The 26,510-nt window shown below is 59.2% G+C and carries 28 protein-coding genes; 16 read left to right on the top strand and 12 right to left on the bottom strand.

Features of this window, described 5'->3' with window-relative positions; genetic code table 11:
- Nucleotides 1–88: 88 nt before the first annotated feature.
- The 4 genes from groL to CKW30_RS20960 all read right to left on the bottom strand — a co-directional run bounded on the left by groL (nt 89) and on the right by CKW30_RS20960 (nt 3,612).
- Complete coding sequence (groL, locus tag CKW30_RS20975; RefSeq protein ID WP_016773419.1) at nt 89–1,735, bottom strand: chaperonin GroEL; 1,647 nt, start codon at nt 1,733–1,735, stop codon at nt 89–91.
- 50 nt (nt 1,736–1,785) lie between these two features.
- A complete protein-coding gene (locus CKW30_RS20970; RefSeq protein WP_007916610.1) occupies nt 1,786–2,079 on the bottom strand; it encodes a co-chaperone GroES in 294 nt (97 codons plus the stop codon).
- Between the two features lie 259 nt (nt 2,080–2,338).
- Nucleotides 2,339–2,815 carry an FxsA family protein gene (locus CKW30_RS20965; RefSeq protein ID WP_016773418.1) on the bottom strand — a complete coding sequence of 159 codons (477 nt, stop codon included), beginning with the start codon at nt 2,813–2,815 and terminating at the stop codon, nt 2,339–2,341.
- 71 nt (nt 2,816–2,886) lie between these two features.
- The gene (locus CKW30_RS20960) at nt 2,887–3,612 is read right to left on the bottom strand and encodes a HugZ family protein (protein WP_095181796.1); all 726 of its coding nucleotides are present in this window, start codon (nt 3,610–3,612) and stop codon (nt 2,887–2,889) included.
- A gap of 163 nt (nt 3,613–3,775) precedes the next feature.
- Between CKW30_RS20960 and CKW30_RS20955 the strand changes: the two genes are divergently transcribed.
- Complete coding sequence (locus CKW30_RS20955) at nt 3,776–4,534, top strand: SDR family oxidoreductase (protein ID WP_095181795.1); 759 nt, start codon at nt 3,776–3,778, stop codon at nt 4,532–4,534.
- Between the two features lie 132 nt (nt 4,535–4,666).
- On the opposite strand, the gene apbC is transcribed toward CKW30_RS20955, so the two are convergent.
- Nucleotides 4,667–5,761 (bottom strand): iron-sulfur cluster carrier protein ApbC, encoded by a 1,095-nt coding sequence (gene apbC / locus CKW30_RS20950; RefSeq protein WP_024014150.1) that lies wholly within the window; start codon nt 5,759–5,761, stop codon nt 4,667–4,669.
- Between the two features lie 319 nt (nt 5,762–6,080).
- Between apbC and metG the strand changes: the two genes are divergently transcribed.
- From metG to CKW30_RS20910, 8 genes are all read left to right on the top strand, one after another.
- Nucleotides 6,081–8,132: a methionine--tRNA ligase gene (metG, locus tag CKW30_RS20945; protein ID WP_095181794.1), complete on the top strand. Its 2,052-nt coding sequence runs from the start codon at nt 6,081–6,083 to the stop codon at nt 8,130–8,132.
- Nucleotides 8,133–8,246: 114 nt separating this feature from the next.
- Nucleotides 8,247–8,816: an Rnf-Nqr domain containing protein gene (locus CKW30_RS20940; protein WP_095181793.1), complete on the top strand. Its 570-nt coding sequence runs from the start codon at nt 8,247–8,249 to the stop codon at nt 8,814–8,816.
- Nucleotides 8,813–9,817 (top strand): electron transport complex subunit RsxB, encoded by a 1,005-nt coding sequence (gene rsxB, locus CKW30_RS20935; protein WP_095181792.1) that lies wholly within the window; start codon nt 8,813–8,815, stop codon nt 9,815–9,817. The genes CKW30_RS20940 and rsxB overlap by 4 nt, the downstream gene beginning before the upstream one ends.
- Complete coding sequence (locus CKW30_RS20930) at nt 9,804–10,787, top strand: RnfABCDGE type electron transport complex subunit D (protein ID WP_095181791.1); 984 nt, start codon at nt 9,804–9,806, stop codon at nt 10,785–10,787. Before rsxB ends, CKW30_RS20930 begins: the two co-directional genes overlap by 14 nt.
- Nucleotides 10,784–11,389, top strand: coding sequence for an RnfABCDGE type electron transport complex subunit G (locus CKW30_RS20925; protein WP_095181790.1), 606 nt, complete (start codon nt 10,784–10,786; stop codon nt 11,387–11,389). The genes CKW30_RS20930 and CKW30_RS20925 overlap by 4 nt, the downstream gene beginning before the upstream one ends.
- A complete protein-coding gene (locus CKW30_RS20920; protein ID WP_095181789.1) occupies nt 11,386–11,958 on the top strand; it encodes an Rnf-Nqr domain containing protein in 573 nt (190 codons plus the stop codon). The genes CKW30_RS20925 and CKW30_RS20920 overlap by 4 nt, the downstream gene beginning before the upstream one ends.
- Nucleotides 11,955–12,593, top strand: coding sequence for an endonuclease III (gene nth / locus CKW30_RS20915; protein WP_016773410.1), 639 nt, complete (start codon nt 11,955–11,957; stop codon nt 12,591–12,593). Before CKW30_RS20920 ends, nth begins: the two co-directional genes overlap by 4 nt.
- Before the next feature lie 107 nt (nt 12,594–12,700).
- Nucleotides 12,701–12,880: a PA3496 family putative envelope integrity protein gene (locus CKW30_RS20910; protein ID WP_041479865.1), complete on the top strand. Its 180-nt coding sequence runs from the start codon at nt 12,701–12,703 to the stop codon at nt 12,878–12,880.
- A gap of 88 nt (nt 12,881–12,968) precedes the next feature.
- On the opposite strand, the gene CKW30_RS20905 is transcribed toward CKW30_RS20910, so the two are convergent.
- Entirely contained in the window at nt 12,969–13,595 is a 627-nt protein-coding gene (locus CKW30_RS20905) for a response regulator transcription factor (protein ID WP_016773408.1), read from the bottom strand.
- Nucleotides 13,596–14,061: 466 nt separating this feature from the next.
- Here CKW30_RS20905 and CKW30_RS20900 point away from each other — a divergent pair, with 466 nt between their 5' ends.
- Nucleotides 14,062–14,763, top strand: a complete 702-nt coding sequence (locus tag CKW30_RS20900; protein ID WP_095181788.1) for a hypothetical protein — start codon at nt 14,062–14,064, stop codon at nt 14,761–14,763.
- A 115-nt stretch (nt 14,764–14,878) separates the two neighbouring features.
- Here the strand turns inward: CKW30_RS20900 and CKW30_RS20895 are convergent, their stop codons facing one another.
- Entirely contained in the window at nt 14,879–16,096 is a 1,218-nt protein-coding gene (locus tag CKW30_RS20895) for an argininosuccinate synthase (protein ID WP_095181787.1), read from the bottom strand.
- Nucleotides 16,097–16,225: 129 nt separating this feature from the next.
- Nucleotides 16,226–17,140 (bottom strand): OmpA family protein, encoded by a 915-nt coding sequence (locus tag CKW30_RS20890; protein ID WP_041479867.1) that lies wholly within the window; start codon nt 17,138–17,140, stop codon nt 16,226–16,228.
- Nucleotides 17,141–17,300: 160 nt separating this feature from the next.
- Here CKW30_RS20890 and pyrC point away from each other — a divergent pair, with 160 nt between their 5' ends.
- Both pyrC and rnt read left to right on the top strand, forming a co-directional pair.
- The gene (gene pyrC / locus CKW30_RS20885) at nt 17,301–18,347 is read left to right on the top strand and encodes a dihydroorotase (RefSeq protein ID WP_016773405.1); all 1,047 of its coding nucleotides are present in this window, start codon (nt 17,301–17,303) and stop codon (nt 18,345–18,347) included.
- A complete protein-coding gene (gene rnt, locus CKW30_RS20880; protein ID WP_041479868.1) occupies nt 18,344–19,021 on the top strand; it encodes a ribonuclease T in 678 nt (225 codons plus the stop codon). The genes pyrC and rnt overlap by 4 nt, the downstream gene beginning before the upstream one ends.
- A 74-nt stretch (nt 19,022–19,095) precedes the next feature.
- Here the strand turns inward: rnt and CKW30_RS20875 are convergent, their stop codons facing one another.
- The gene (locus CKW30_RS20875; protein ID WP_003227723.1) at nt 19,096–19,698 is read right to left on the bottom strand and encodes a peroxiredoxin; all 603 of its coding nucleotides are present in this window, start codon (nt 19,696–19,698) and stop codon (nt 19,096–19,098) included.
- A gap of 312 nt (nt 19,699–20,010) precedes the next feature.
- On the opposite strand from CKW30_RS20875, the gene CKW30_RS20870 reads away from it, so the two are divergent.
- Both CKW30_RS20870 and bfr read left to right on the top strand, forming a co-directional pair.
- Complete coding sequence (locus CKW30_RS20870; protein WP_003227725.1) at nt 20,011–20,229, top strand: bacterioferritin-associated ferredoxin; 219 nt, start codon at nt 20,011–20,013, stop codon at nt 20,227–20,229.
- Nucleotides 20,230–20,430: 201 nt separating this feature from the next.
- Nucleotides 20,431–20,904: a bacterioferritin gene (gene bfr / locus CKW30_RS20865; RefSeq protein WP_016773403.1), complete on the top strand. Its 474-nt coding sequence runs from the start codon at nt 20,431–20,433 to the stop codon at nt 20,902–20,904.
- A 201-nt stretch (nt 20,905–21,105) separates the two neighbouring features.
- Here the strand turns inward: bfr and grxD are convergent, their stop codons facing one another.
- From grxD to CKW30_RS20850, 3 genes are all read right to left on the bottom strand, one after another.
- A complete protein-coding gene (gene grxD, locus CKW30_RS20860; protein ID WP_016773402.1) occupies nt 21,106–21,447 on the bottom strand; it encodes a Grx4 family monothiol glutaredoxin in 342 nt (113 codons plus the stop codon).
- A gap of 97 nt (nt 21,448–21,544) precedes the next feature.
- A complete protein-coding gene (locus CKW30_RS20855; RefSeq protein WP_095181786.1) occupies nt 21,545–23,650 on the bottom strand; it encodes a molybdopterin oxidoreductase family protein in 2,106 nt (701 codons plus the stop codon).
- Nucleotides 23,651–23,785: 135 nt separating this feature from the next.
- Nucleotides 23,786–24,076: a hypothetical protein gene (locus CKW30_RS20850; RefSeq protein ID WP_041479870.1), complete on the bottom strand. Its 291-nt coding sequence runs from the start codon at nt 24,074–24,076 to the stop codon at nt 23,786–23,788.
- A 405-nt stretch (nt 24,077–24,481) separates the two neighbouring features.
- On the opposite strand from CKW30_RS20850, the gene argF reads away from it, so the two are divergent.
- Both argF and CKW30_RS20840 read left to right on the top strand, forming a co-directional pair.
- A complete protein-coding gene (gene argF, locus CKW30_RS20845; RefSeq protein WP_024014160.1) occupies nt 24,482–25,402 on the top strand; it encodes an ornithine carbamoyltransferase in 921 nt (306 codons plus the stop codon).
- Nucleotides 25,399–26,508 (top strand): ABC transporter ATP-binding protein, encoded by a 1,110-nt coding sequence (locus CKW30_RS20840; RefSeq protein ID WP_095181785.1) that lies wholly within the window; start codon nt 25,399–25,401, stop codon nt 26,506–26,508. Before argF ends, CKW30_RS20840 begins: the two co-directional genes overlap by 4 nt.
- Nucleotides 26,509–26,510 lie beyond the last annotated feature (2 nt).

Raw genomic sequence — 26,510 nt, 5'->3', positions numbered from 1 at the left:
GGGATACCAGTGAGCTTCGAAATTGGGGCAATAAAAAACCCCGCCTGCTTGCACAGGCGGGGTTTTGCGTTACAGGGCCAGGGCTGGCTTACATCATGCCGCCCATGCCACCCATGCCGCCCATGTCTGGCATACCGCCGCCAGCTGCACCTTCTTTCTTCGGTGCGTCGGCAACCGCTGCTTCGGTGGTCAGGATCAGACCGCCGATCGAGGCTGCAGCTTGCAGAGCCGAACGGGTTACCTTGGTTGGGTCCAGGATGCCCATTTCGATCATGTCGCCGTATTCGCCGGAAGCAGCGTTGTAACCGAAGTTACCTTTGCCGTTCTTCACTTCGTTGACGACTACGCTTGGCTCGTCACCGGAGTTGGCAGCGATCTGACGCAGCGGCGCTTCAACAGCGCGACGCAGCACAGCGATACCGACGTTCTGGTCAGCGTTGTCGCCGGTCAGCTCGGTCAGTGCTTCCAGAGCACGGATCAGCGCCACGCCGCCGCCAGGTACCACGCCTTCTTCAACGGCTGCGCGGGTTGCGTGCAGGGCGTCTTCAACGCGGGCTTTCTTCTCTTTCATTTCAACTTCGGAACCAGCGCCAACCTTGATCACTGCAACGCCGCCGGACAGCTTGGCCAGACGCTCTTGCAGTTTTTCACGGTCGTAGTCCGAGGAAGTTTCGGCAACCTGGGCGCGGATCTGAGCGATACGGCCTTCGATGTCTGCCTGCACGCCAGCACCGTCAACGATGATGGTGTTTTCCTTGGACAGGGTTACGCGCTTGGCGTTACCCAGGTGCTCCAGGGTGGTGCTTTCCAGGCTCAGACCGATCTCTTCGGAGATAACGGTACCGCCGGTCAGAACAGCGATGTCCTGCAGCATGGCCTTGCGACGGTCGCCGAAGCCCGGTGCCTTGACGGCAGCGACTTTGACGATACCACGCATGTTGTTCACAACCAGAGTCGCCAGGGCTTCGCCTTCAACGTCTTCGGCCACGATCAGCAGTGGACGGCCGGCTTTGGCAACGGCTTCCAGCACTGGCAGCATTTCGCGGATGTTCGAGATCTTCTTGTCGACCAGCAGGATCAGCGGGCCGTCGAGCTCGGCAACCATGGTGTCCGGCTTGTTGACGAAGTATGGCGACAGGTAGCCACGGTCGAACTGCATGCCTTCTACAACCGACAGTTCGTTTTCCAGGCCCGAGCCTTCTTCAACGGTGATCACGCCTTCTTTACCGACTTTTTCCATGGCTTCGGCAATGATGTCGCCGATGGAGTTGTCGGAGTTGGCCGAGATGGTGCCGACCTGAGCGATGGCTTTGAAGTCAGCGCATGGCTTGGACAGGGCTTTGAGCTCTTTGACAATGGCGATGGTCGCCTTGTCGATGCCGCGCTTCAGGTCCATCGGGTTCATGCCGGCAGCGACGGCTTTCAGGCCTTCGTTGACGATCGACTGAGCCAGAACGGTAGCGGTGGTAGTGCCGTCACCAGCGTCATCGTTGGCACGGGAGGCAACGTCTTTGACCAGCTGCGCGCCCATGTTTTCGAAGCGGTCATCCAGTTCGATTTCTTTGGCGACGGAAACGCCGTCCTTGGTGATGGTCGGAGCGCCGAAGCTCTTCTCGATAACCACGTTACGGCCTTTCGGGCCCAGGGTCGCTTTTACCGCGTCAGCCAGAACGTTGACGCCTTTGAGCATCTTGGTGCGGGCGGCATCGCCGAACTTAACTTCTTTAGCAGCCATGATCGATATTCCTTAAATACTTTGTAGTAACGGGAAAATGAACGGGAGTATCAGCCTTCGATAACCGCGAGAATTTCGTTCTCGCTCATTACCAGCAGGTCTTCGCCATCGACTTTCACAGTGTTGCTGCCGGAGTAAGGACCGAACACAACCTTGTCGCCTTCCTTCACGGACAGTGCACGCACTTCACCGTTTTCCAGAGCTTTGCCCGGGCCTACAGCGAGAATCACACCGTGGTTGGCTTTTTCAGCAGCCGAACCTGGCAGGACGATACCGCCAGCGGTTTTCTTTTCTTCTTCGCTGCGACGGATGACGACGCGGTCATGCAGAGGACGAAGCTTCATTGTCGATCTCTCCTAATTGTGGTTTTCATCGGCCGGTGTAGTCCCGGCGGGTTTAACGAATCCGGCCTGCGCCGGTTGCGGTCCGTCGAGCGAACCGCGCAAGTCTGTCCGGTTTGAATACCGGAAACCTTTCGGTGACCGATACATAGGGGCGTACAAGCCGATTACAAGGGCTGGCGGAAAAAATTTTTCATCGCCACACCGTAAAAAAGCGCCATAAACGAGCACGGCACCCGAGGGTGCCGTGTCGATGCTGATATCACTTGTTGTCGCGGTGTTCGAACTCGCCTTCGATCACATTCGGCTCTCGACCGAGCGGCTCGCGCGGGGCCGGGCCGCCACGGGGTTGCAGGTCGTCGGCGAAGGCGCGCTGACGCATGGCCTGATCTTCGGCGCGCTGGCGCATCTTGTTCGCCAGCAGACGACGGGTGACCGGCAACAACATCACCAGACCGACGACGTCACTGATGAAGCCGGGAATGATCAACAGGCCACCGGCGAGTGCCAGCATCAGGCCTTCGAGCATGGTCTGCGCGGGCAACTCGCCGCGATTCAGGCTTTCCCGGGCACGCAATGCGGTGGCCAGACCGGCGACGCGCAGCACGAACACACCGAACATCGAGCCGAGAATGATCAGCAGCAGGGCCGGGAAGAACCCGATAGAGCCTGCCACTTTGACGAATACGAACAGCTCCAGCACTGGAAACAGCAGAAAGAGCAACAGAAAAGGGCGCATCAAAGTTTCCTCAACGCAAGAAATGCCTTGCAGTAAGCCCTAGATGACGTCGCCCTTGCGTGAATTCAAGCTTAACTTTGCGCTTTTTTCGGCCAGGACTGGGCGTGAGCCAGAGAAACCAAGGCCTCGCGCACTTGTGTCGGCGTATTACATGGCGCCGCGAAGGGCAACCAGTAGACGGCCTGACCGATGCGCAGGTGCATGCCCTCGCTGTCGATGCCGGCCAGTTGCGCCGGCGTGCTGTTGGGCAGCCCGGCCAGCTCGACGTAATGGGCGATGGCTTTGGCATGGTCGCTGTTCATGTGCTCGACCATGCTGATTTCAGCCTTGCCGGCGAACGGGTTGGCCAGGGTCAGATCGTCGATCCAGTGAATCGCACCAAAGCCGCCGATGTAGCGATGGCGCACCGGATCGAGCACCCAGAAATCGAAATCGTGGGCCTGGTGATAATTCTGCGAGTCGGGGAAATAGCGGTAGTAGCGTTCGGCGGCAGCCTCAATCGCTGCCGGTTCTGCGAGCTTCTGCGCTTCGGCCAGATAAGTCAGCCGCCCGACCGCCTGCACATCGTCGGCCTCGCGCTCGCCCACCAGCATCGAACACTTCGGATCTTTCTGCAGGTTATGCGTGTGCTGGGCGATGCGGCTGATCAGGATCAGCGGCCGGCCCTGCTCGTCCAGGCAATACGGCACAACCGAGCCAAAGGGAAAACCCGGCATCGATTTGGAGTGGGTCGACAGCACTCCCCGGTATTCCTTGAGAAGCAATTCTCGGGCATTCTTCGCCACTTCAGCGCTCAATTTGTGACTCCTTAAATGGGTTCCGTCTAGAAAACGGACAGGCGCGCAGCGAAAAGTAACCGGCGCGCATCGGGCAAATGTTCGTGTGCTACCAGGCCTGACCGGTGCCGATCGAGCGTTGCCGACAACAAAAACAACTCAGACCTGCCAGCGGGACATGCGAATGCAACTCAACGACAAAGTAATCATTATCACCGGCGGTTGCCAGGGTTTGGGCCGTTCCATGGCCGAGTATTTCGCCGGCAAGGGCGCGAAACTGGCCCTGGTCGATCTGAATCAGGAAAAACTCGACGCCGCCGTGGCCGCCTGCAAAGCCAAAGGTGTCGAAGCGCGCAGCTACCTGTGCAACGTCGCCAATGAAGAACAGGTCGAGCACATGGTCGCGCAAGTGGCCGCAGACTTCGGCGCCATCCACGGCCTGATCAACAACGCAGGCATTTTGCGCGATGGTCTGTTGTTGAAGGTCAAGGACGGTGAGATGACCAAGATGAGCCTGGCGCAGTGGCAGGCGGTGATCGACGTCAACCTCACCGGCGTGTTCCTCTGCACCCGTGAAGTCGCGGCGAAGATGGTCGAGCTGAAGAACAGCGGCGCGATTATCAATATTTCCTCGATCTCCCGCGCAGGCAACGTCGGCCAGACCAACTATTCCGCAGCCAAGGCCGGCGTCGCGGCAGCGACCGTAACCTGGGCGAAGGAGCTGGCGCGTTACGGCATTCGCGTGGCGGGCATCGCACCGGGCTTCATCGAAACCGAAATGACTTTGGGCATGAAACCGGAAGCGCTGGAGAAGATGACGTCGGGCATTCCGCTCAAGCGCATGGGCAAGCCCGAAGAGATCGCCCATTCGGCGGCGTATATCTTCGAGAACGACTACTACACCGGGCGGATTCTGGAGATGGATGGCGGGTTGCGTATCTAAGTCCCATTACACAAGCCAATGTGGGAGCGAGCCTGCTCGCGAAGGCGTCGTATCAGGCAACTGATGAGTTGGATGACACACCGCTTTCGCGAGCAGGCTCGCTCCCACAGGTTTTTCAGCGCTGCCGATGGATCAATCGTCGCTGATGGTGATGTTCGGCATCGCCGGTGTCGCCGCTTCCTGCAACACGATCCGCGCGCCGACGTGGCGGGCCAGTTCCTGATAGACCATGGCGATCTGGCTGTCCGGCTCGGCGATCACGGTTGGCTTGCCGCCATCGGCCTGTTCGCGGATCAGCATCGACAGCGGCAGCGAGGCCAGCAGTTCGACGCCGTACTGGGTCGCCAGTTTCTCGCCACCACCTTCACCGAACAGATGCTCGGCATGCCCGCAGTTCGAGCAGATGTGCACGGCCATGTTTTCCACCACGCCCAGCACCGGAATGTTGACCTTGCGGAACATTTCCACGCCTTTGCGTGCGTCGAGCAGTGCCAGATCCTGCGGCGTGGTGACGATCACCGCACCCGCCACCGGGACTTTCTGCGCCAGGGTCAGCTGGATGTCGCCGGTGCCTGGTGGCATGTCGATGACCAGATAATCCAGATCGCCCCACGCGGTTTGCGTGACCAGTTGCAGCAGCGCCCCGGAAACCATCGGCCCGCGCCAGACCATCGGCGTGTTGTCGTCGGTCAGGAAGGCCATCGACATGACTTCCACGCCGTGAGCCTTGAGCGGCACGAACCACTTCTGATCCTTGACCTCGGGCCGGGTGCGCTCGGGAATGCCGAACATGATGCCCTGGCTCGGGCCGTAGATATCGGCGTCGAGGATGCCGACCTTGGCACCTTCCCGGGCCAGCGCCAGCGCGAGGTTGGCAGCGGTGGTGGATTTGCCCACGCCGCCCTTGCCGGAAGCGACGGCGACGACGTTCTTGACGTTGGCCAGCCCCGGAATCTGAGCCTGGGCCTTGTGCGCGGCGATCACGCTGGTGACCTCGACACGGGCGATGACCACGCCGTCGAGGTTTTCGATGGCCAGTTGCAGCAATTGCGCCCAACCGCTCTTGAACAGTCCGGCGGCGTAGCCGATTTCCAGCTGCACATTGACGCGGTCACCGATGATCTCGATGTTTTTCACGCAACCGGCGCTGACCGGGTCCTGGTTCAGGTAAGGGTCGGTGTATTGGCTGAGGACGGCTTCCACCGCTGCGCGAGTGACGGCGCTCATGGGCAACTCCGATAACAAGACTGGAAAGAATGGCGGCTATCGTACGCTGGACACCGATTTGAGGCGAACAGATTACTTGCGCTGAAAAGCCACCGTGGTGAGGGGATTTATCCCCGTTCGGCTGCGCAGCAGTCGTAAAGCCATTGCACTCGGACTATCTGATACATCGAAGTTTGCGGTTTTCGGGCGGCTTCGCCACCCAGCGGGGATAAATCCCCTCGCCACAAGAACACTCAAAGTACCCAGTGGCGCAGGGGTGAAAAATATGCGCCGGCGCTTTATAGTGGCCGACCTCCGTTTCATCAAGTAGCGAAGCCCCATGTCCGAGCCACGCAAGATCCTCGTCACCAGCGCCCTGCCCTACGCCAATGGTTCGATTCACCTTGGCCACATGCTGGAATACATCCAGACCGATATGTGGGTGCGCTTCCAGAAGCATCGCGGCAACCAATGCATTTATGTCTGCGCCGACGACGCCCACGGTTCGGCGATCATGCTGCGCGCGGAAAAGGAAGGCATCACCCCGGAACAACTGATCGCCAACGTGCAGGCTGAACACAGCGCCGACTTTGCCGACTTCCTTGTCGATTTCGACAATTTCCACTCCACTCACGCCGAAGAAAACCGTGAGCTGTCGAGCCAGATCTACCTCAAGCTGCGCGACGCCGGGCACATCGCCCAGCGCTCGATCACCCAGTATTTCGACCCGGAAAAGAAAATGTTCCTGGCCGACCGCTTCATCAAGGGCACCTGCCCGAAATGCGGCACCGAAGACCAGTACGGCGACAACTGCGAAAAATGCGGCGCGACCTACGCACCGACCGACCTGAAGGATCCGAAGTCGGCGATCTCCGGCGCCACCCCGGTGCTCAAGGATTCCCAGCACTTCTTCTTCAAGCTGCCGGATTTCCAGGAAATGCTTCAGGCCTGGACCCGCAGCGGCACCCTGCAGGACGCCGTGGCCAACAAGATCGCCGAATGGCTGGATGCCGGCCTGCAGCAGTGGGACATCTCGCGCGATGCGCCGTACTTCGGCTTCGAGATCCCGGGCGAGCCGGGCAAGTATTTCTACGTCTGGCTGGATGCGCCGATCGGTTACATGGCCAGCTTCAAGAACCTCTGCAACCGTACGCCGGAGCTGGACTTCGACGCGTTCTGGGGCAAGGACTCGACCGCCGAGCTGTATCACTTCATCGGCAAGGACATCGTCAATTTCCACGCGCTGTTCTGGCCAGCCATGCTCGAAGGCGCCGGCTACCGCAAGCCGACCGGCATCAACGTGCACGGCTACCTGACCGTCAACGGCCAGAAAATGTCCAAGTCGCGCGGCACCTTCATCAAGGCCCGCACTTATCTGGATCATCTGTCGCCGGAATACCTGCGCTACTACTACGCGGCCAAGCTTGGCCGTGGCGTCGACGACCTCGACCTGAACCTCGAAGACTTCGTGCAGAAGGTCAACTCCGACCTGGTCGGCAAAGTGGTCAACATCGCCAGCCGTTGCGCCGGGTTTATCCACAAGGGCAACGGCGGCCTGCTGGTCGACAACAATGCCGCGCCGGAGCTGACCGAGGCTTTCCTCGCCGCCGCGCCGAGCATTGCCGACGCCTACGAGGCCCGCGACTTCGCCCGCGCCATGCGTGAAACCATGGCCCTGGCTGACCGTGCCAACGCCTGGATCGCCGACAAGGCGCCGTGGTCGTTGAACAAGCAGGAAGGCAAGCAGGATGAAGTCCAGGCGATCTGCGCCACCGGCATCAACCTGTTCCGCCAGTTGGTGATCTTCCTCAAACCGGTACTGCCGCTGCTGGCCGCAGATGCCGAGGCGTTCCTCAACGTCGCGCCGCTGACCTGGAATGACCACACCACCCTGCTGGCTAATCACCAGCTCAACGAATTCAAACCGTTGATGACCCGCATCGACCCGGTAAAAGTGCAAGCCATGACCGACGCCTCCAAGGAAGACCTGACCGCCAGCCAGACCGACACCGGCGAAGCCAAGCCTGCGGGCAACGGCGAACTGGCCAAGGATCCGCTGTCGCCGGAAATCGATTTCGACGCCTTTGCCGCCATCGATTTGCGCGTCGCTTTGATCGTCAAGGCCGAACACGTCGAAGGCGCCGACAAACTGCTGCGCCTGACCCTCGACATCGGTGACGAGCAACGCAACGTGTTCTCCGGGATCAAGAGCGCCTACCCGGACCCGTCCAAGCTCGACGGTCGCCTGACCATGATGATCGCCAACCTCAAGCCACGGAAAATGAAGTTCGGTATTTCCGAAGGCATGGTGATGGCAGCCGGTCCCGGCGGCGAAGAGATCTACCTGCTGAGCCCGGACAGCGGCGCCAAGCCGGGTCAGCGCATCAAGTAAGAGGTTGCCGTAAAACGATCCCACCGACGTGCTCTGCATGCCGGTGGGATTTTTCATATCTGGCCCGATAGTGCCTACCCTTAAGAGACACCCGCCCGTTTCGCTGGCAGAACCATGACCGAACTCGTGTTAACGCTGATCAGTGCTGCGCTGCTCAACAACTTCGTGTTGCACTGGCCGCTGGGCGTCGCTCCGCTGCTGGCGGGCAGCCGACGCCAGGTCCATGCGCTGGGGTTGGCGACGTTGTGCCTGATGGTGGTGGTCGGCGTTATCGGTCAGGCGATCTGGCAGTGGATATTGGTGCCGTTGCAGCTTGAAGCGCTGCGCCTGTTCGTGTTTCTGCCGTTGAGTGTGTTGTTGATCGCCCCGCTGCTGAAACTGCTGGCGCGCGGGCTTCCGGTTTGGCCGTTCGCTGGATTGTGGCCGCTGCTGCTCGGCAATGCCGGGGTACTCGGGCTGGCCTTGATCAATGCGCAAAACGATCATGGCCTGCTGCACGCGACAGCTTTGAGTTTGGGTGCAGGGCTGGGTTTCTGGCTGGTATTGAGTGTGTTCTGCGACCTGCGCGAGCGTACGGTCGACAACGATATTCCCCTGCCCTTTCGCGGCCTGCCGATCGATCTGATCAGCGCCGGACTGGTCGCAGTGATTTTTCTCGGATTCAGTGGATTGATCAAAACATGAGTCTGATTCAACGCATCGATGCCCTGCTGCCGCAGACCCAATGCGGCAAGTGCGGCCATCCCGGATGCAAACCCTATGCGCAAGGCATTGTTGACGGTGAGCCGATCAACAAGTGCCCGCCGGGCGGCGAGGAGACTATCGCCGCCCTGGCCGAGCTGTTGAAAATACCGGTCCTGGAACTGGACATCAGCCGTGGCCCGGCACCGCCGCAAATCGCCTTCATCCGCGAGGCCGAATGCATCGGCTGCACCAAATGCATTCAGGCCTGCCCGGTCGACGCCATCGTCGGCGCGGCAAAACTCATGCACACGGTGCTGATCGACGAGTGCACCGGTTGTGATCTGTGCGTTGCGCCGTGCCCGGTCGACTGCATAGAAATGCATCCTTTGCCTGCGCACACGATACCAGTGGTTGGCGGTCTCGCATTCGATCTCGAAGAACAGCGCGCCCGCGCTGAAAAGCGTGACCATGCGCGCCAGCGTTTCGAGCGACGCAACCAGCGCTTGCTGCATGAAGAACAGCAAAAGCAGGCTGAACGTGAAGCGCGAGCCGCGCGTGCGGCACAACCGCAAGTATCGACCGGCGACCCGGTGCAGGCTGCGCTGGAGCGGGTGCGTGCACAAAAAGCCGCGAACGCTGATGCGGCGCTGAAGAAGGCTAAGGTCGATGTGGCGATGAGTCGAGCGCAACTGCACAAATCGCTGAAAGCCTTCGGTCACCCGCCGACGTTCGAGCAGCAGTCGCAATTGATCGTCCTGCAGCAACAATTCGAAGCCGCCGAGCAGGCGCTGGCGAATCTGGAAAGCAGCCAACCGGCAATTCCCGCCGTTCCCGCAACTACCAACGACGCCGAACTGAAGCGAGCCAAGATCCAGTTGGCCATGCGCCGCGCCGAGTTGAAAAAAGCTCAGGCAGCGGAGGCTGCGCCGGAGCAGATCGCAGCACTGGAGCAAGCCGTGAGTGACGCCGAGCGCCGGGTGCAAGACCATGCCGCCCCTTGAGCCAGTGGACGATCGCCTGCAACAGGCGATGAACACCGTGCTGCTGGCCGCTGTGCCGGGTCTGCTCGCATTATTCTGGCTGTATGGCTGGGGCGTGTTGATCAACCTTTCCCTGGCGGTTGTCAGTGCTTTGCTCGTCGAAGCGGGCGTCGCCTGTCTGCGTAGGCAAGCGGTGCAAGCGGCAATGCGTGATGGCAGCGCGCTGGTCAGTGCGATGTTGCTGGCCGCCGCGCTGCCGGCTTATTGCCCTTGGTGGCTGACGGTCATTGCGACCGCTTCAGGTCTGTTGTTCGGCAAACATCTGTATGGCGGCGTCGGCAAAAACCCGTTCAACCCGGCGATGCTTGGCTTTGTCCTGAGCATGGTGCTGTTCCCGCAAGCGATGACCCATTGGCCCGCTCATGGCCTGGATTCTCTTGCGGCGCTGCAACAGGTTTTCAGTCCAGCGCAGGCGCCGGACGCTTGGGTGCAAGCCACGGCACTCGACAGTTTGCGCATCAATAAAAGCCTGACCATGCAGGAGCTGTTCGCCAGCAACCCGGCCTTCGGCCGTTTCGGCGGGCGCGGTGTGGAATGGGTGAATCTGGCGTTTCTGCTCGGCGGCCTGTGGCTGTTGCAGCGGCGGATCTTTTCCTGGCACGCACCGCTGGGGATGCTCGCCAGTCTGTTCGTCATCAGCCTGTTGTGCTGGAACGGCTCGGGGTCGGATTCCCATGGTTCGCCGCTGTTTCACCTGCTCAGCGGCGCGACCATGCTCGGTGCATTTTTTATTGTGACCGAGCCGGTGTCCGGCGCGAAAAGCGCCCTTGCCCGCCTGCTGTTCGGTGTTGGCGTCGGCCTGCTGACTTATCTGATTCGCACGTGGGGTGGTTACCCGGACGGCGTCGCGTTTGCGGTATTGCTGATGAATCTTCTGGTGCCGGCACTCGAACGCTTCGCCCTCAGCCGCCAGTCGAAGGTGAACGCGTGAACCGCTCAGCGAGTGTCGCGACGGTGGTGCTGCTGGCACTCGTTGGCATGAGTGCGACATACGTGTTGCAGCGCAGCAGTGCACCGCAGATTGCCAGCGAGCAGCGCTTGCTCGACAGCCGCAAATTGCTTGATGTCATGCCTGCCGCGCTCTACGACAATCAGCCGCTGGAGCTACTGCTGACGCTCGCCGAGCCTGCTTTGCGCCATAGCACGCTGTCAGGCGGCTATCGAGCGACCCGCTCCGGTCAGACAGTTGCGGTGCTGTTGCGCAGTCGCAGTGAAGGTTACGCAGGTACTCTGGAACTGCTGATTGCCATTGATGCTAATGGCAAACTTTTAGGCGTGAAAACCCTTGAGCAGCGCGAAACGCCAGGATTGGGTGGTTACATCGGTGCATGGCCGAATGCCTGGCTTCAGGCCTTCATCGGCAAATCCCGTACTGAGCCCACAGACGCCGGCTGGGCGCTGAAAAAGGATCAGGGGCAGTTCGATCAGATCGCTGGCGCGACCATTACCTCCCGTGCCGCCATTGACGTAATTCATGACGCACTGCGTTATTTCGATGAGCATCGGGCGCTGCTGTTGGGGACTGGCCCATGAAGCGCACGGTGAATTTATTGATGCTGGTGCCCCTACTGGGCGCCACACCAACATTCAGCGCTGCACTGGGGATAACCTTGATGCTCAGCGCGGTACTCGGTGTATTTGCCGTCTGCATGTCGCCGCTACGCGAGCGCCTCACGGGCACCCGTGCATTGCTCGCCAGCCTGATAATCGCCGCGACGTTGACCAGTTGCGCGGATATTGTGGCGCAACGCTGGTTTTTGCCATGGCAGCAGACGTCTGAGCTCTACATAGGGCTGATCCCCTTGCACTGCGTCGTGTTTGAATACCACGGTGCCTTCCGCGAGCCCGTCGCTGTCAGCTTCAAACGCTGCGCAATGTTCGGCGCGCTCATGCTGGTAGTCGGCGGGCTGCGCGAGATCATCGGTTGTGGCAGCCTTGGCCGAGGCCTTTCGGGGCATTGGCCAGGTCTGGTTTTATTCCCCGAAGGGCTGCGTCTGATTACGCTGGTTCCCGGCGCTTTGGTTTTATTGGGCCTGCTTCTCGCCGCCCGTCAGGCGTGGACACGCCGCAATTCTGTCATCAAGGAAACGCATCGCCCATGAATGCTGCAAAACGTCTTGAGATATTTCGCCGACTGCACGAAGACAATCCCGAGCCGAAAACCGAACTGGCCTACTCTTCGCCGTTCGAGCTGCTGATTGCGGTGATTCTTTCGGCGCAATCCACCGACGTCGGCGTCAACAAGGCGACTGCCAAACTCTTTCCCGTCGCCAATACACCCGCCGCGATTCATGCGCTGGGTGTCGAGGGGCTGTCCGAGTACATCAAGACCATTGGCCTCTACAACAGCAAGGCGAAAAACGTCATTGAAACCTGCCGTTTGCTGGTTGAGCGTCATGGCGGTGAAGTCCCGCAAACCCGGGAAGAACTGGAAGCCTTGCCGGGCGTCGGGCGCAAGACCGCCAACGTGGTGCTCAACACCGCTTTCCGCCAATTGACCATGGCGGTCGACACGCACATTTTTCGCGTCAGCAATCGCACCGGCATCGCGCCGGGGAAAAATGTGGTGGAAGTAGAAATGAAGTTGATGAAGTTTGTACCGAAAGAATTCCTGCTCGACTCTCATCACTGGCTGATTTTGCACGGTCGTTATGTTTGCCTGGCGCGTAAACCGCGCTGCGGCAGCTGCCGCATCGAAGATCTATGCGAATACAAACATAAAACTTCTGACGATTGAGCGGTCATCGGTTTTTCGCATCCATCGATTGAAAAAATCTTTTTTACCCGCCGCAGTAATGTCGATATAAGGAGCGCCAAAGGCAGTCTTAGCCGGGAGTTGACTTCATGAGTACCGACACAGAGCAACTGGATGTAGAAGAGGATCTTATTGCCACCGACGCCGATGAGGTCGAACCGGTGGTTGAAGTGGCCAAGACCAACCTTAGCAAGCGTCGCACAATCGACAACCTGCTTGAGGAGCGCCGACTGCAAAGGCAATTGGCCGACTACGATTATGATCTGTGATATCTGAAGGCCTCCCTAGACGGAGGCTTTTCATTTTCTGCGACAACCGAGCTTGATCGGCCCATGACGTTCTCAGCTGTCGAATCGTTCAAACCAGGCCGTTGCGCTGCGCCAGCTCGATCAGATCAACCAGAGAACGCGCATTGAGTTTCAGCAACAGGCGAGTCTTGTAGGTACTTACAGTCTTGTTGCTTAAAAACATGCCATCGGCGATTTCCTTGTTGGTCTTGCCGCGCGCCAACTGCTGCAACACCATCATTTCCCGCCCGGACAGACGATCAACCATGTCCGCTTCACTCGCATTGCCCAGACTGGTGCGCACGGTGTGCAGCGCCTGATTGGGAAAATAACTGTAGCCGGACAGTACTGCCTTGATCGCACTGAGCAATTCGGTCAGATCCTGCTGTTTGCACACGTAACCCGCTGCGCCCGATTGCATGCAACGCATTGAAAAATGGCCGGGAGCCTGGGAAGTCAGCACCAGCACTTTCACCGGCATGGCAGTGGAGGTCAGGCGCGCAATAACTTCCAGTCCGTCGAGTTTGGGTATTCCAATATCCAGGATGACAAGATCGGGTATTTGTTCACGAGCAATTTGTAGTGCATCAACGCCATTATCCGTTTCTGCAATGACTTCGTAGCCATGCCGTTCCATCAGCATACGTACCGCAAGTCGAATGACGGGGTGGTCATCCACGATCAGCACTTTATTCATGGGCAAGTCCAGTTTTCGCTGTTCGAATTTTTAGAACACGCACGATATCCCAGTCACTTGCTTCAAGGCATGGCAACTTTTACACGCATTTGCATCCAGAGACATTCCCTACAGGCATTGAGGATAATTCCCACAAATTCGCTGCCCTTGCCCCATTGCAACCGCCTTCCGATCTTTCATACACCGGCGGAGTTTGATCTTCATGCAGTCGAGTCCTACGCCATGCTGGGTCGTTGGAAAACTTCAACAGGCGCAATTACGAACCTTCATACACGATGATTTACCTGTCAAATTGGCCTTGGGCAAGCACTGGGACATACGACGTAACGAACCGACACAACCACCTGTTCGACACAACATCGTTGATTCTATAAAACTTTAGTTAACAGCCGCGCACTTACACAAGCGCCTTTACTATCGCTGAAACAACCAACTTAAACTAGACAAACCATGTAGAAGCAAAACAATGCTAAAGATAAAAAACAAAATCACCAACCCCATGACAGTCATCGCCATATTTGCAATTCTTTCGGAAACCTCGGCGGCGGTATCGTTACCATTTCTCGATAACAAGGACCGGGAAATTTACGTCTGGTTTCTGATCAGTTTCCCCTTTTACTTGTTATTCCTGTTCTTTATCACTCTCAACTTCAATCATCGCTCGCTTTACTCGCCTTCAGACTTCGGCAAAGACAAAAGCTTTTTGAAAACCACTCAAAATAACCAGAGGGACGAATCCTTTCGCGAAGCAGGCGAGCGTTGTGCTTTTGAGCTGACCAGTTGCATCGTGTCGGGTAAAACCGGGCCAGGCCGAGTGCCAATTCCCTGCAGAGTTCACAACGCGCCGGACCCACCGCTCGGTCCACGCGACCCATCCCATCCGGTTATGCAGAATATCAAGCTGTCACCCTGGGTAAGTGAACTGAACATCATTGACGCAAGAGAAGTTGATGCAGCGAAGGAATTCGATGCCATCTTCGAAACGCTAAAAGGCGTCGATAAAAAGCACGCGCGGGTTCTCGTATTTCTTTGTAATCATGCGTCGGACGCGCTTGCCCACTCCGCATTGCAACAGATCAGGCAGGCCAAGAAAGGCTCAGGAGCCACACTGTGCATCGTATATAACCTGTGTTCGCAGACGGTGACATTACTGGGACGAACCAGTTGAACCGGGTCAAGACTGCGCGCAGATACACGAGGGAGCCTGATGAACCAGAAAAAAAAGATAAAAAAAGGCGGCCCTCAACAGGCCGCCTTTTTTATTGCGCGTCGGTCTGAGCCACTCAGAACAACTTGCGGCCCTTGTTGGAAGCAATGCGCATGCGCAGCGCGTTGAGCTTGATGAAGCCCGCCGCATCCGCCTGATTGTAAGCACCGCCGTCTTCTTCGAAGGTGGCGATGTTGGCGTCGAACAGCGAATCGTCGGACTTGCGGCCGGTGACGATGACGTTGCCCTTGTACAGCTTCAGGCGCACTACGCCGTTCACGTTGACCTGCGAAGCGTCGATCATCTGTTGCAGCATCAGACGCTCAGGGCTCCACCAGTAGCCGGTGTAGATCAGGCTGGCGTACTTGGGCATCAGCTCGTCTTTGAGGTGAGCGACTTCGCGGTCCAGGGTGATCGATTCGATGGCGCGGTGAGCGCGCAGCATGATGGTGCCACCCGGGGTCTCGTAGCAGCCACGGGACTTCATGCCGACGTAACGGTTTTCGACGATGTCGAGACGACCGATGCCGTGCTCGCCGCCGATCTTGTTCAGCGTCGCCAGTACGGTGGCCGGGGTCATTTCGACGCCGTCCAGCGCGACGATGTCGCCGTTGCGGTAAGTCAGTTCCAGGTATTGCGGGGTGTCGGGAGCCTTCTCCGGGGAGACGGTCCAGCGCCACATGTCTTCTTCGTGCTCGGTCCAGGTGTCTTCCAGCACGCCGCCTTCATAGGAGATGTGCAGCAGGTTGGCGTCCATCGAGTACGGGGATTTTTTCTTGCCGTGGCGTTCGATCGGGATCGCGTGCTTCTCGGCGTAGTCCATCAGCTTTTCGCGGGACAGCAGGTCCCACTCGCGCCAAGGGGCGATCACTTTCACGCCTGGCTTGAGCGCGTAGGCGCCCAGTTCGAAGCGCACCTGGTCGTTGCCCTTGCCGGTGGCGCCATGGGAAATGGCGTCGGCGCCGGTTTCGTTGGCGATTTCGATCAGGCGCTTGGCGATCAGCGGACGGGCGATGGAAGTACCCAGCAGGTACTCGCCTTCGTAAACGGTGTTGGCGCGGAACATCGGGTACACGAAATCACGCACGAACTCTTCGCGCAGATCGTCGATGTAGATTTCTTTGACGCCCATGGCCTGAGCCTTGGCGCGGGCCGGCTCGACCTCTTCGCCTTGACCGAGATCGGCGGTGAAAGTCACCACTTCACAGTTATAAGTATCCTGCAGCCACTTGAGGATCACCGAAGTGTCCAGGCCGCCGGAATACGCCAGAACGACCTTGTTTACGTCCGCCATGCCATCACTCCACGGGGTTCTACGGAAAGCCGGGGAGTCTACCGCTCAAACGCGATAATTTACAGAGGCGCGACAGCTTAAGACGACAAAGCGACAGAATCTGTCGAGAGCGCGACGATGACCGGCGAGTCAGGAAGTCGCTGCGGCGGTGGCTGGCGTACTCGCTTGCGGCGCTGGCGCAGGGGCTGTGGTCGGTGCCACACGTGACAGTTTCACATTGACCCGGCGATTCTTCGCACGATTGGCCTTGCTGGTGTTCGGCACGATCGGATACTGCTCGCCGTGGAAACGCACGGTGATCTGCGATTCCTGAATGCCGTTGGCCTTGAAGAAATCGACTACCGCCAGCGCGCGGCGGCGCGACAATTCGCGGTTGGTCAGACGATTGCCGCTGTTGTCGGAATGGCCGTCGAGGTCAATGTGGTTCACCGTCGGGTCGGCCTTCATGTATTCGAGCATCACTTGCAGCTTGGCCTTGGCAGCCGGGTCCAGCTCAACGCCTTCGCCGGGAAAGCCTATCTGCGACTGCTTGATCTGGTCGAAATTCTGCGGCAGCAATTTCGCCACGCAGCCTTGATAGTCGTTGAACGCCTTGCTGAATTTCACCGGCAACAAACGCACTTCCGACACCCGGCCATCGCCAGACGCACGGCGAACTACCGGGCTACGGCCGTCCAGCAGACCGCTGATCAGCCCACCGGCCTGGGATTGCGAGCTGTTGAACAACACATTGCCACTGCCCAGCCGTACCGAGCCCAGATTGATATCGCCGCGCCCCGGCTGCCACGGTGCAGCGGCAGCGAGCAACGTCGCCGAGCCGCCACCAAGCATGGCGTTGTAGGCATTCAGGCGAAAGATCGCCTGCTCACCGGCCTTGCGCACGAACTCGCCCGAGCCGAAATCAGTGATCGGTTGCGTCAGGCGGCATTCGAACTGGTCGCCGGCGACCGTCCACTCAATGTTCTCCAGACGGGTCTGGTAAGTCAGCGCCATCGCGGGAAGGCTGGCAAACACACTGAGCAGGGCTAAATAACGCTGGCGCACGGGAGGCTCCATTGGCTTGTGAAACACAAACACCGATTCACACAATGTTTACGGCATACCTTCGGGATATCGGACGCTTGTGGCAAAACTTGATAGCGGGTGCCTGCAAGAGTCTTTTCCGGTAGCATTCGCCTCAGTTTGACCCGCCTGGAATCCCCTCATGTCCGACCGCCTGACCCTGCTGCGTCCCGACGACTGGCACATTCATCTTCGCGATGGTGCCGTGTTGACCAATACCGTTGCCGATGTGGCCCGCACCTTCGGGCGCGCGATCATCATGCCGAACCTGGTACCGCCGGTGCGCAACGCCGCTGAAGCCGACGGCTATCGTCAGCGCATTCTCGCTGCCCGCCCGGCCGGCAGTCAGTTCGAGCCGTTGATGGTGCTGTACCTCACCGACCGCACCCAACCGGAAGAAATTCGTCAGGCCAAGGCCAGCGGTTTCGTCTACGCCGCCAAGCTTTACCCGGCCGGCGCGACCACCAATTCCGATTCCGGCGTGACCAGCATCGACAAGATCTTCCCGGCGCTCGAAGCCATGGCCGAAGTCGGCATGCCGCTGTTGATCCACGGTGAAGTCACCCGTGGCGACGTCGATGTGTTCGACCGCGAAAAAATCTTCATAGATGAGCACATGCGCCGCGTGGTCGAGCGCTTCCCGACGCTGAAAGTGGTGTTCGAGCACATCACCACCGGTGACGCCGTGCAATTCGTCAACGAGGCTTCGGCCAACGTCGGCGCGACCATCACCGCGCACCACCTGTTGTACAACCGTAACCACATGCTGGTGGGCGGGATTCGGCCACACTTCTATTGCTTGCCGATCCTCAAGCGCAACACCCATCAGGAAGCCTTGCTCGATGCCGCCACCAGCGGCAGCGCCAAGTTCTTCCTCGGCACCGACTCGGCGCCCCACGCCCAGCACGCCAAGGAAGCCGCCTGCGGTTGCGCCGGTTGCTACACCGCCTACGCCGCCATCGAGATGTATGCCGAAGCGTTTGAACAGCGTAATGCGCTGGACAAGCTCGAAGCCTTCGCCAGCCTCAACGGCCCGCGTTTCTACGGCCTGCCGGCAAACACCGATCGCATCACCCTGGTTCGCGAAGAATGGACCGCCCCAACCAGCCTGCCATTTGGCGAGCTGACCGTTATCCCGCTGCGCGCCGGTGAAAAACTGCGCTGGCGCCTGCTGGAGGAACACGCGTGAGTGAAGAGCATTTCGACGATGAGCTGGACGGTCAAAGTGGTGGCGGCGGTTCCCGTCATCCGATGGCAGCGCGTTTTCGCGGCTACCTGCCGGTTGTCGTCGACGTAGAAACCGGTGGCTTCAACGCAGCCACCGATGCCCTGCTGGAGATTGCCGCGACCACCATCGCCATGGATGAAAAGGGTTTCGTCTACCCGGATCACACCTACTTCTTCCGCGTCGAGCCATTCGAAGGCGCCAACGTTGAAGCGGCAGCGCTGGAGTTCACCGGGATCAAGCTCGATCACCCGCTGCGCATGGCCGTCAGTGAAGAAACCGCGCTGACCGATATTTTCCGTGGCATCCGCAAGGCCCTGAAAGCCAACGGCTGCAAGCGGGCGATTCTGGTCGGGCACAACAGCAGCTTCGATCTGGGCTTTCTCAACGCAGCAGTTGCGCGCCTGGACATGAAGCGCAACCCGTTCCACCCGTTCTCCAGTTTCGACACGGCGACTCTGGCGGGTCTGGCGTACGGTCAGACAGTGCTAGCGAAAGCCTGTCAGGCCGCCGGCATCGATTTCGACGGTCGTGAGGCGCACTCGGCGCGCTACGACACCGAAAAGACCGCTGAGCTGTTCTGCGGCATCGTCAATCGCTGGAAACAGATGGGCGGCTGGGAAGACTTCGACGACTGATCCTCGGCGAACAAATCCCGCGCATAAAAAAACCGGCCACATGGGCCGGTTTTTTTGTACCTCGACGTTGCGCCTTACAGGGCAGCAGCGTTTTCGGTCAGGTAAGCCGCAACGCCTTCTGGCGAAGCGTTCATGCCTTTGTCGCCTTTCTTCCAGTTGGCCGGGCAGACTTCGCCGTGCTCTTCGTGGAATTGCAGCGCGTCGACCAGACGGATCAGCTCTTCCATGTTACGGCCCAGCGGCAGGTCGTTGATGATCTGCGAGCGAACCACGCCTTTGTCGTCGATCAGGAACGCGCCACGGAAAGCCACGCCGCCTTCGGATTCAACGTCGTAAGCCTTGGCGATGTCGTGCTTCATGTCGGCAGCCATGGTGTATTTCACCTGGCCGATGCCGCCATTGTTCACTGGAGTGTTGCGCCAGGCGTTGTGGGTGAAGTGCGAGTCGATCGACACAGCGATCACTTCAACGTTGCGCGCCTTGAAGTCAGCCATGCGGTTGTCCAGAGCGATCAGCTCGGACGGGCAGACGAAGGTGAAGTCCAGCGGGTAGAAGAACACCAGGCCGTATTTGCCTTTGATGGCCGAGGACAGGGTGAAGCTGTCAACGATCTCGCCATTGCCGAGTACGGCCGGGACGGTGAAGTCTGGGGCTTGTTTGCCTACGAGTACGCTCATTGATATCTCCTGGTGTAGAAACTTGAAGTTCAGGGTCCGGGCCAGCCTGTCACCCTCAGGCGACAGCCCTGTGACACGAACCCTCTTCGCAAGGGACGACCATCATACACTGCGTGTTTGGCCTGTCCGTAACGGATTTTCCCTGTTCGGTTATCCACTGCGTATTCATTGGGTCAAGGGAGCGCCTGGCAAATACCGTTCGTCAGTCGCCGGCAAATTGGCTGGGAAGCGTTCCGAAAGCACTTTGACAATCATTCTCGTTAACATTAAGATCCATCGCAATTGAGTCACAACCAGCGACGGTTCTTACTTATGTATGTTTGCCTCTGCACTGGCGTCACCGACGGACAGATCCGCGAAGCGATCTATGAAGGTTGCTGCAGCTACAAAGAAGTTCGCCAGGCCACCGGCGTCGCCAGCCAGTGCGGCAAATGCGCCTGCCTTGCCAAGGAAGTGGTCCGCGAAACTCTGACCAAGCTGCAAACCGCCCAGGCCGCGATCCCTTACCCTGTAGAATTTACTGCTGCGTAAATGCCCCCATTTCAAAGAACCGGACTTCGCGTCCGGTTTTTTTATGCCTGAAAATCAATTGCTTAGCGTCCAGACGCGGAACACAAACATTCTTATTCCGATTAATTTTCATTTATTATTCAATAACTTAGGTTTGACACTTATAAACACCAAGCTCAAACTCCGCCTTATATACAGTTAATACAGGGCAGGACTCCGATCATGAAAGGCGACATTACAGTCATCCAGCATCTCAACAAGATCCTCGCCAATGAGCTGGTCGCGATCAATCAGTACTTCCTGCATGCGCGCATGTATGAAGATTGGGGTCTGAACAAGCTCGGCAAGCACGAATACCACGAATCCATCGACGAGATGAAGCACGCGGACAAGCTGATCAAGCGCATCCTGTTCCTTGAAGGCCTGCCGAATGTGCAGGACCTGGGCAAGCTGCACATCGGCGAACACACCCGCGAAATGCTCGAATGCGACCTGCGCATCGAAAAGACCGGCCACGCTGACCTGAAAGCCGCCATCGCCCATTGCGAAACCGTTGGCGACTTCGGCAGCCGTGAACTGCTCGAAGACATTCTCGAGTCGGAAGAAGAACACATCGACTGGCTGGAAACCCAGCTCGGCCTGATCGACAAGATCGGTCTGGAAAACTATCTGCAGTCGCAGATGGGCGAAGAGTAGGCGCTGTCGAGTGAAACGAGGCTGCGATCTTTATCGATTTCAGCCTTGATACTCAGTCAACTCATATAACCAACAAAAAGCCCCGCCCTCTTTCGAGGTGCGGGGCTTTTTGCTGGCCGAAGATCAAAAGATCGCAGCCTCGTTTCACTCGACAGCTCCTACGGGAGACGCGTCGTCGAGCGAAACTCTATGAACGTAGAATCAGGCTTCGGACTTGTTCGCCGCTGCCGCTTCGACAGCCGCCTTGATGGTGCTTTGCAGCGAACCGTCTGCAGCCATCTCGGTCATGATGTCGCTGCCGCCGACCAGCTCACCGCCGACCCACAGTTGCGGGAAAGTCGGCCAGTTGGCGTACTTTGGCAGGTTGGCGCGGATTTCCGGGTTCTGCAGGATGTCCACGTACGCGAACTTTTCACCACAGGCCATCACGGCTTGCGCAGCTTTTGCGGAGAAGCCGCACTGCGGGGCATTCGGCGAGCCTTTCATGTAAAGCAGAATGGTGTTGTTGGCAATCTGCTCTTTAATCGTTTCGATGATATCCATGGAGCACCTCGGCTGAACTTTCCGACTCAGAGGTCGGCACGGTGGCGCATTGTAACGGAATCCCGAGCGCCATGCTCGGTCTCCCCGACAGACCCGCTCAAGCCGCCGCCACTGTCACCGGCACACCGTTCAACGCCGCGTTGCCCGACAGTTCGTCAAGCTGGCACTCGTCGGTCAGGTCGTTGGCGCTCGACCCCGGCTGGCCGCTGGCGATCGCCATCTGCACGCCCGGGCGCGCGTGGCCCCAACCGTGGGGCAGGCTGACCACGCCTTTCATCATGTCGAGACTGGCGAGCACTTCCACCTCGATCTGCCCGACCCGCGAACTCACCCGAACCCGTTGCCCATCAGCCAGGCCACGGCTGGCCAGATCATCCGGGTGCATCAGCAACTGATGCCGCGGCTTGCCCTTCACCAGTCGATGGAAGTTGTGCATCCACGAATTGTTGCTGCGCACATGGCGGCGGCCGATCATCAACAACTCATCGGCAGCCGGCGCCTGCAACGCGGCAAAGCGAGCGAGGTCAGCGAGAATTTCCGGCGGTGCGGCCTGGATACGCTGATTCGGCGTTTTCAGACGTGATGCCAGATTCGGTTTCAGCGCACCCAGATCCACGCCATGCGGATGATCGAACAGCGTCGCCAACGACAACTTGTGCTCGGACGCATCGCCGTAGCGGCCCATACGCAGGCCCATGTCGATCATCTTCGCCGGCGGCATCGTCGGTTTCAGTTCTTTACCGGTTTTCTCGGCGAAAGCCTTGGCCAAACCGACGAAGATCTCCCAGTCGTGCAGCGCACCCTCGGGCTTGGCGAGGATCGCGCGATTGAAGCGGGTCACGTTACGCACCGCAAACAGGTTGAAAGTGGTGTCGTAGTGATCGTTTTCCAGCGCCGAGGTCGACGGCAGGATCAGATCGGCATAGCGCGTGGTTTCGTTGATGTACAGGTCGATGCAGAGCATGAAGTCGAGGCCATCCAGCGCCTGCTCCAGTTGCCGGCCGTTGGGTGTCGACAACACCGGGTTGCCGGCCACGGTGATCAGCGCGCGGATCTGCCCCTCACCCTCCGTGAGCATTTCTTCAGCGAGCGCCGAGACCGGCAACTCGCCGCCGTATTCAGGACGCCCGGAAACCCGGCTCTGCCATTTGTTGAAATGCCCGCCCGAGGTCGACGCCACCAGGTCCACCGCTGGCTCGGTGCACAGGGCACCGCCAACGCGGTCGAGGTTGCCCGTGACCAGGTTGATCAACTGCACCACCCAATGACACAAGGTGCCGAAGGCCTGGGTCGAGACGCCCATGCGTCCATAGCAGACGGCGCTTGGCGCGGCAGCGAAGTCGCGGGCGAGTTGGCGGATCTGCTCGGCAGGCACCGCGCAAAGTGGGCTCATGGCTTCGGCGCTGAACGCCGCCACGGCGTTGCGCACCTCATCCAGGCCATCGACCGGCAAATGGCTGTCGCGGGTCAGGCCTTCGCTGAACAGCGTATTGAGCATGCCGAACAACAGCGCCGCATCGCCGCCCGGGCGGACGAACACGTGCTGATCAGCCATCGCTGCGGTTTCGCTGCGGCGCGGATCGACCACCACCACTTTGCCGCCACGTGCCTGAATTGCCTTCAGGCGCTTCTCGACATCCGGCACGGTCATGATGCTGCCGTTGGACGCCAGCGGATTGCCGCCGAGAATCAGCATGAAATCGGTGTGGTCGATGTCCGGGATCGGCAACAGCAGACCGTGGCCGTACATCAGATAGCTGCTGAGGTGATGCGGCAGTTGATCGACTGAAGTGGCCGAATAACGATTGCGGGTTTTCAGCAACCCCAGGAAGTAATTGCTGTGGGTCATCAGGCCGTAGTTGTGCACGCTCGGATTGCCCTGATACACCGCAACGGCGTTCTGGCCGTGACGTTCCTGAATCGCCGCGAGTTTCTCGGCCACCAGCGCAAACGCCTCGTCCCATTCGATCGGCAGCCATTCGCTGCCGACGCGGCGCATCGGCTGACGCAGGCGATCGGGATCGTTCTGAATATCTTGCAGGGCCACGGCTTTCGGGCAGATATGGCCGCGGCTGAAGGTGTCGAGGGCATCGCCCTTGATCGAGGTGATCGCGACATCGCCATCGGTTTCCGTAGTTTCGATGGTCAGCCCGCAAATAGCTTCGCACAGGTGGCACGCACGGTGGTGAAGAGTCTTGGTCATGGCCAGTCTCTGTCTTGTTCGGGGGCAGGCAATCACGCCCGCGGGAACAAAACTATGGCCCGTGCGCGGAGCAGGCGCCAGCGACGTTCGTCTTGTGAATCGACGGTTATCAGGGCAGCCGATAAACCGTCGCGATCAGTTCGAAGGCAACTGCGGCGGTGCGGCCAGCTGGATTTCCTGGATGGTTTCGATCTGCTCGTGGGCGACGTGCACGCCGGTGAGCTCGCCGATCAACCGCCAGTGCTCATCGAGCCCGGCGCTGATGGTGGCCATGCGATCGATCATGTGTCGGCCGGCGGATTTGACCACTTCGTCGTCACTGCGCAGCAACTCGAAAGACATCGAGGTGACTGACGCGGTGAGATGGGTCAGAGAGCGAGCCGTGTGGCCCAGCAGCTCCATTAACAGTTGTTCTTTCGATTCCATGCGGAGGCTCCCTGCGTCGCTCGAAACTTATTTATAACCCAGCACTTTGCTTTAGCAAATGTTTCAGTCTGAACATCCGACCAAGCGAATCGGTGGCGCAGCGTTCGCAAACCGACCAGGACCGCTGCGTTGCCGTCGCGGCGCATTGCCAAGCGCGGCGGCGCCAGTGTACAAAGAGGCTCACCGCTGTACTGAATCCGGCTTCAACATGCGTGATCGAAATGCTCGGTCCGCGCTCCGAATCCCGCTGAAAAAGTACCCTATTGGAAAAACGCGACATTTAGTGTCAATATCGCGCCTCCCCCTATTTCGTCGCCCCGTGCGGCTTACGCCGCAGGTCTCGCCCGTTGTTCCGTTAAACAAGGCTTTGAGCATCTGCGGTCTGTAGCAAAAAGGTAGTCAATGATGAGCGCAAGGCACTTTCTCTCCCTGATGGATTGCACGCCCGAAGAGCTGGTCAGCGTGATCCGTCGAGGCGTTGAGCTCAAGGACCTGCGTAACCGCGGCGTACTGTTCGAGCCTCTGAAAAACCGCGTGCTGGGGATGATCTTCGAAAAATCCTCGACCCGCACCCGGATCTCCTTCGAGGCCGGCATGATCCAGCTCGGCGGCCAGGCAATCTTCCTGTCCCCGCGCGACACCCAACTGGGCCGTGGCGAGCCGATCAGCGATTGCGCCATCGTCATGTCGAGCATGCTCGATGCGGTGATGATCCGCACCTTCGCCCACAGCACCCTCACCGAATTCGCCGCCAACTCGCGGGTGCCGGTAATCAACGGCCTGTCCGATGATCTGCACCCGTGCCAGTTGCTCGCCGACATGCAGACCTTCCTCGAACACCGTGGCTCGATCCAGGGCAAGACCGTGGCCTGGATTGGTGACGGCAACAACATGTGCAACAGCTATATAGAAGCGGCGATCCAGTTCGACTTCCAGCTGCGCGTTGCCTGCCCGGAAGGCTACGAGCCGAACCCGGAATTCGTCGCCCAGGCTGGTGATCGCGTGACCATCGTCCGCGATCCGCAGGACGCCGTGCGTGGCGCGCATCTGGTCAGCACCGACGTCTGGACTTCGATGGGTCAGGAAGAGGAAACTGCCAAGCGCCTCAAGCTGTTCGCGCCGTTTCAGGTCAACCGTGCCTTGCTCGACCTCGCTGCCGAGGACGTGCTGTTCATGCACTGCCTGCCGGCGCACCGTGGCGAAGAAATCAGTCTCGACCTGCTCGATGACCCGCGCTCCGTCGCCTGGGATCAGGCAGAAAACCGTCTCCACGCACAGAAGGCCCTGCTCGAGTTCCTCGTCGAACCGGCATATCACCACGCATGAGCCATGAATTACTGCTGAACCTGCGCAACCTCGCTTGCGGCTACCAAGATCAACGCGTGGTGCAGAACCTCAATCTGCACCTCAACGCCGGCGACATCGGCTGCCTGCTCGGCTCGTCTGGCTGCGGCAAGACCACCACCCTGCGCGCAATCGCCGGTTTCGAACCGGTGCATGAAGGCGAAATCACCCTCGGTGGCGAAACCCTGTCCAGTGCCGGTTTCACCCTGGCGCCGGAGAAACGCCGGATCGGCATGGTGTTTCAGGACTACGCGCTGTTCCCGCACCTGAGCGTGGCCGACAACATCGCTTTCGGCATTCGTAAGCACCCGAACAAGGCGCGCGTGGTCGAAGAGCTGCTGGAACTGGTCAACCTGAAAAACCTCGGCAAGCGCTTCCCCCACGAATTGTCCGGCGGTCAGCAACAGCGCGTCGCCCTCGCCCGCGCCCTGGCGCCGGAGCCGCAGTTGCTGCTGCTCGACGAGCCGTTCTCCAATCTCGATGGCGAACTGCGCCGCAAGCTCAGCCATGAGGTGCGCGACATTCTCAAGGCTCGTGGCACCAGTGCGATTCTGGTCACCCACGATCAGGAAGAAGCGTTCGCCGTCAGCGATCACGTTGGCGTGTTCAAGGAAGGTCGGCTGGAACAGTGGGATACGCCCTACAACCTCTATCACGAACCGGCGACGCCGTATGTCGCCAGTTTCATCGGTCAGGGCTATTTCATTCGCGGCCAGCTCGTCACCCCGGAATCGGTGCAGACCGAGCTGGGTGAACTGCGCGGCAACCGCGCTTACACCTGGCCGATTGGCGGTGCAGTGGATGTGCTGTTGCGTCCGGATGACATTGTTTATGCACCGGACAGCCCATTGAAGGCGCAGATTGTCGGCAAGACATTCCTCGGCGCGGCGACCTTGTATCGCCTGCAACTGCCGACCGGCGCGCAGCTGGAATCGATCTTCCCCAGCCATGCCGATCATCTGGTTGGCGCGCAGGTCGGGATTCGAGTAGCGGCGGATCACCTGGTGCTGTTCCAGGCATCCGGCAGCACGGCGGCGCAGATTCCGGCGGTGGAAAACGGCGTCCGTCGGTTCAGCACCAGCCTTTGATC

Origin of the sequence: Pseudomonas sp. Irchel 3F6, from assembly GCF_900187595.1 — a bacterium.
Lineage (GTDB): Bacteria > Pseudomonadota > Gammaproteobacteria > Pseudomonadales > Pseudomonadaceae > Aquipseudomonas > Aquipseudomonas siliginis.
This window is presented reverse-complemented; position numbering and strand designations above follow the sequence as displayed.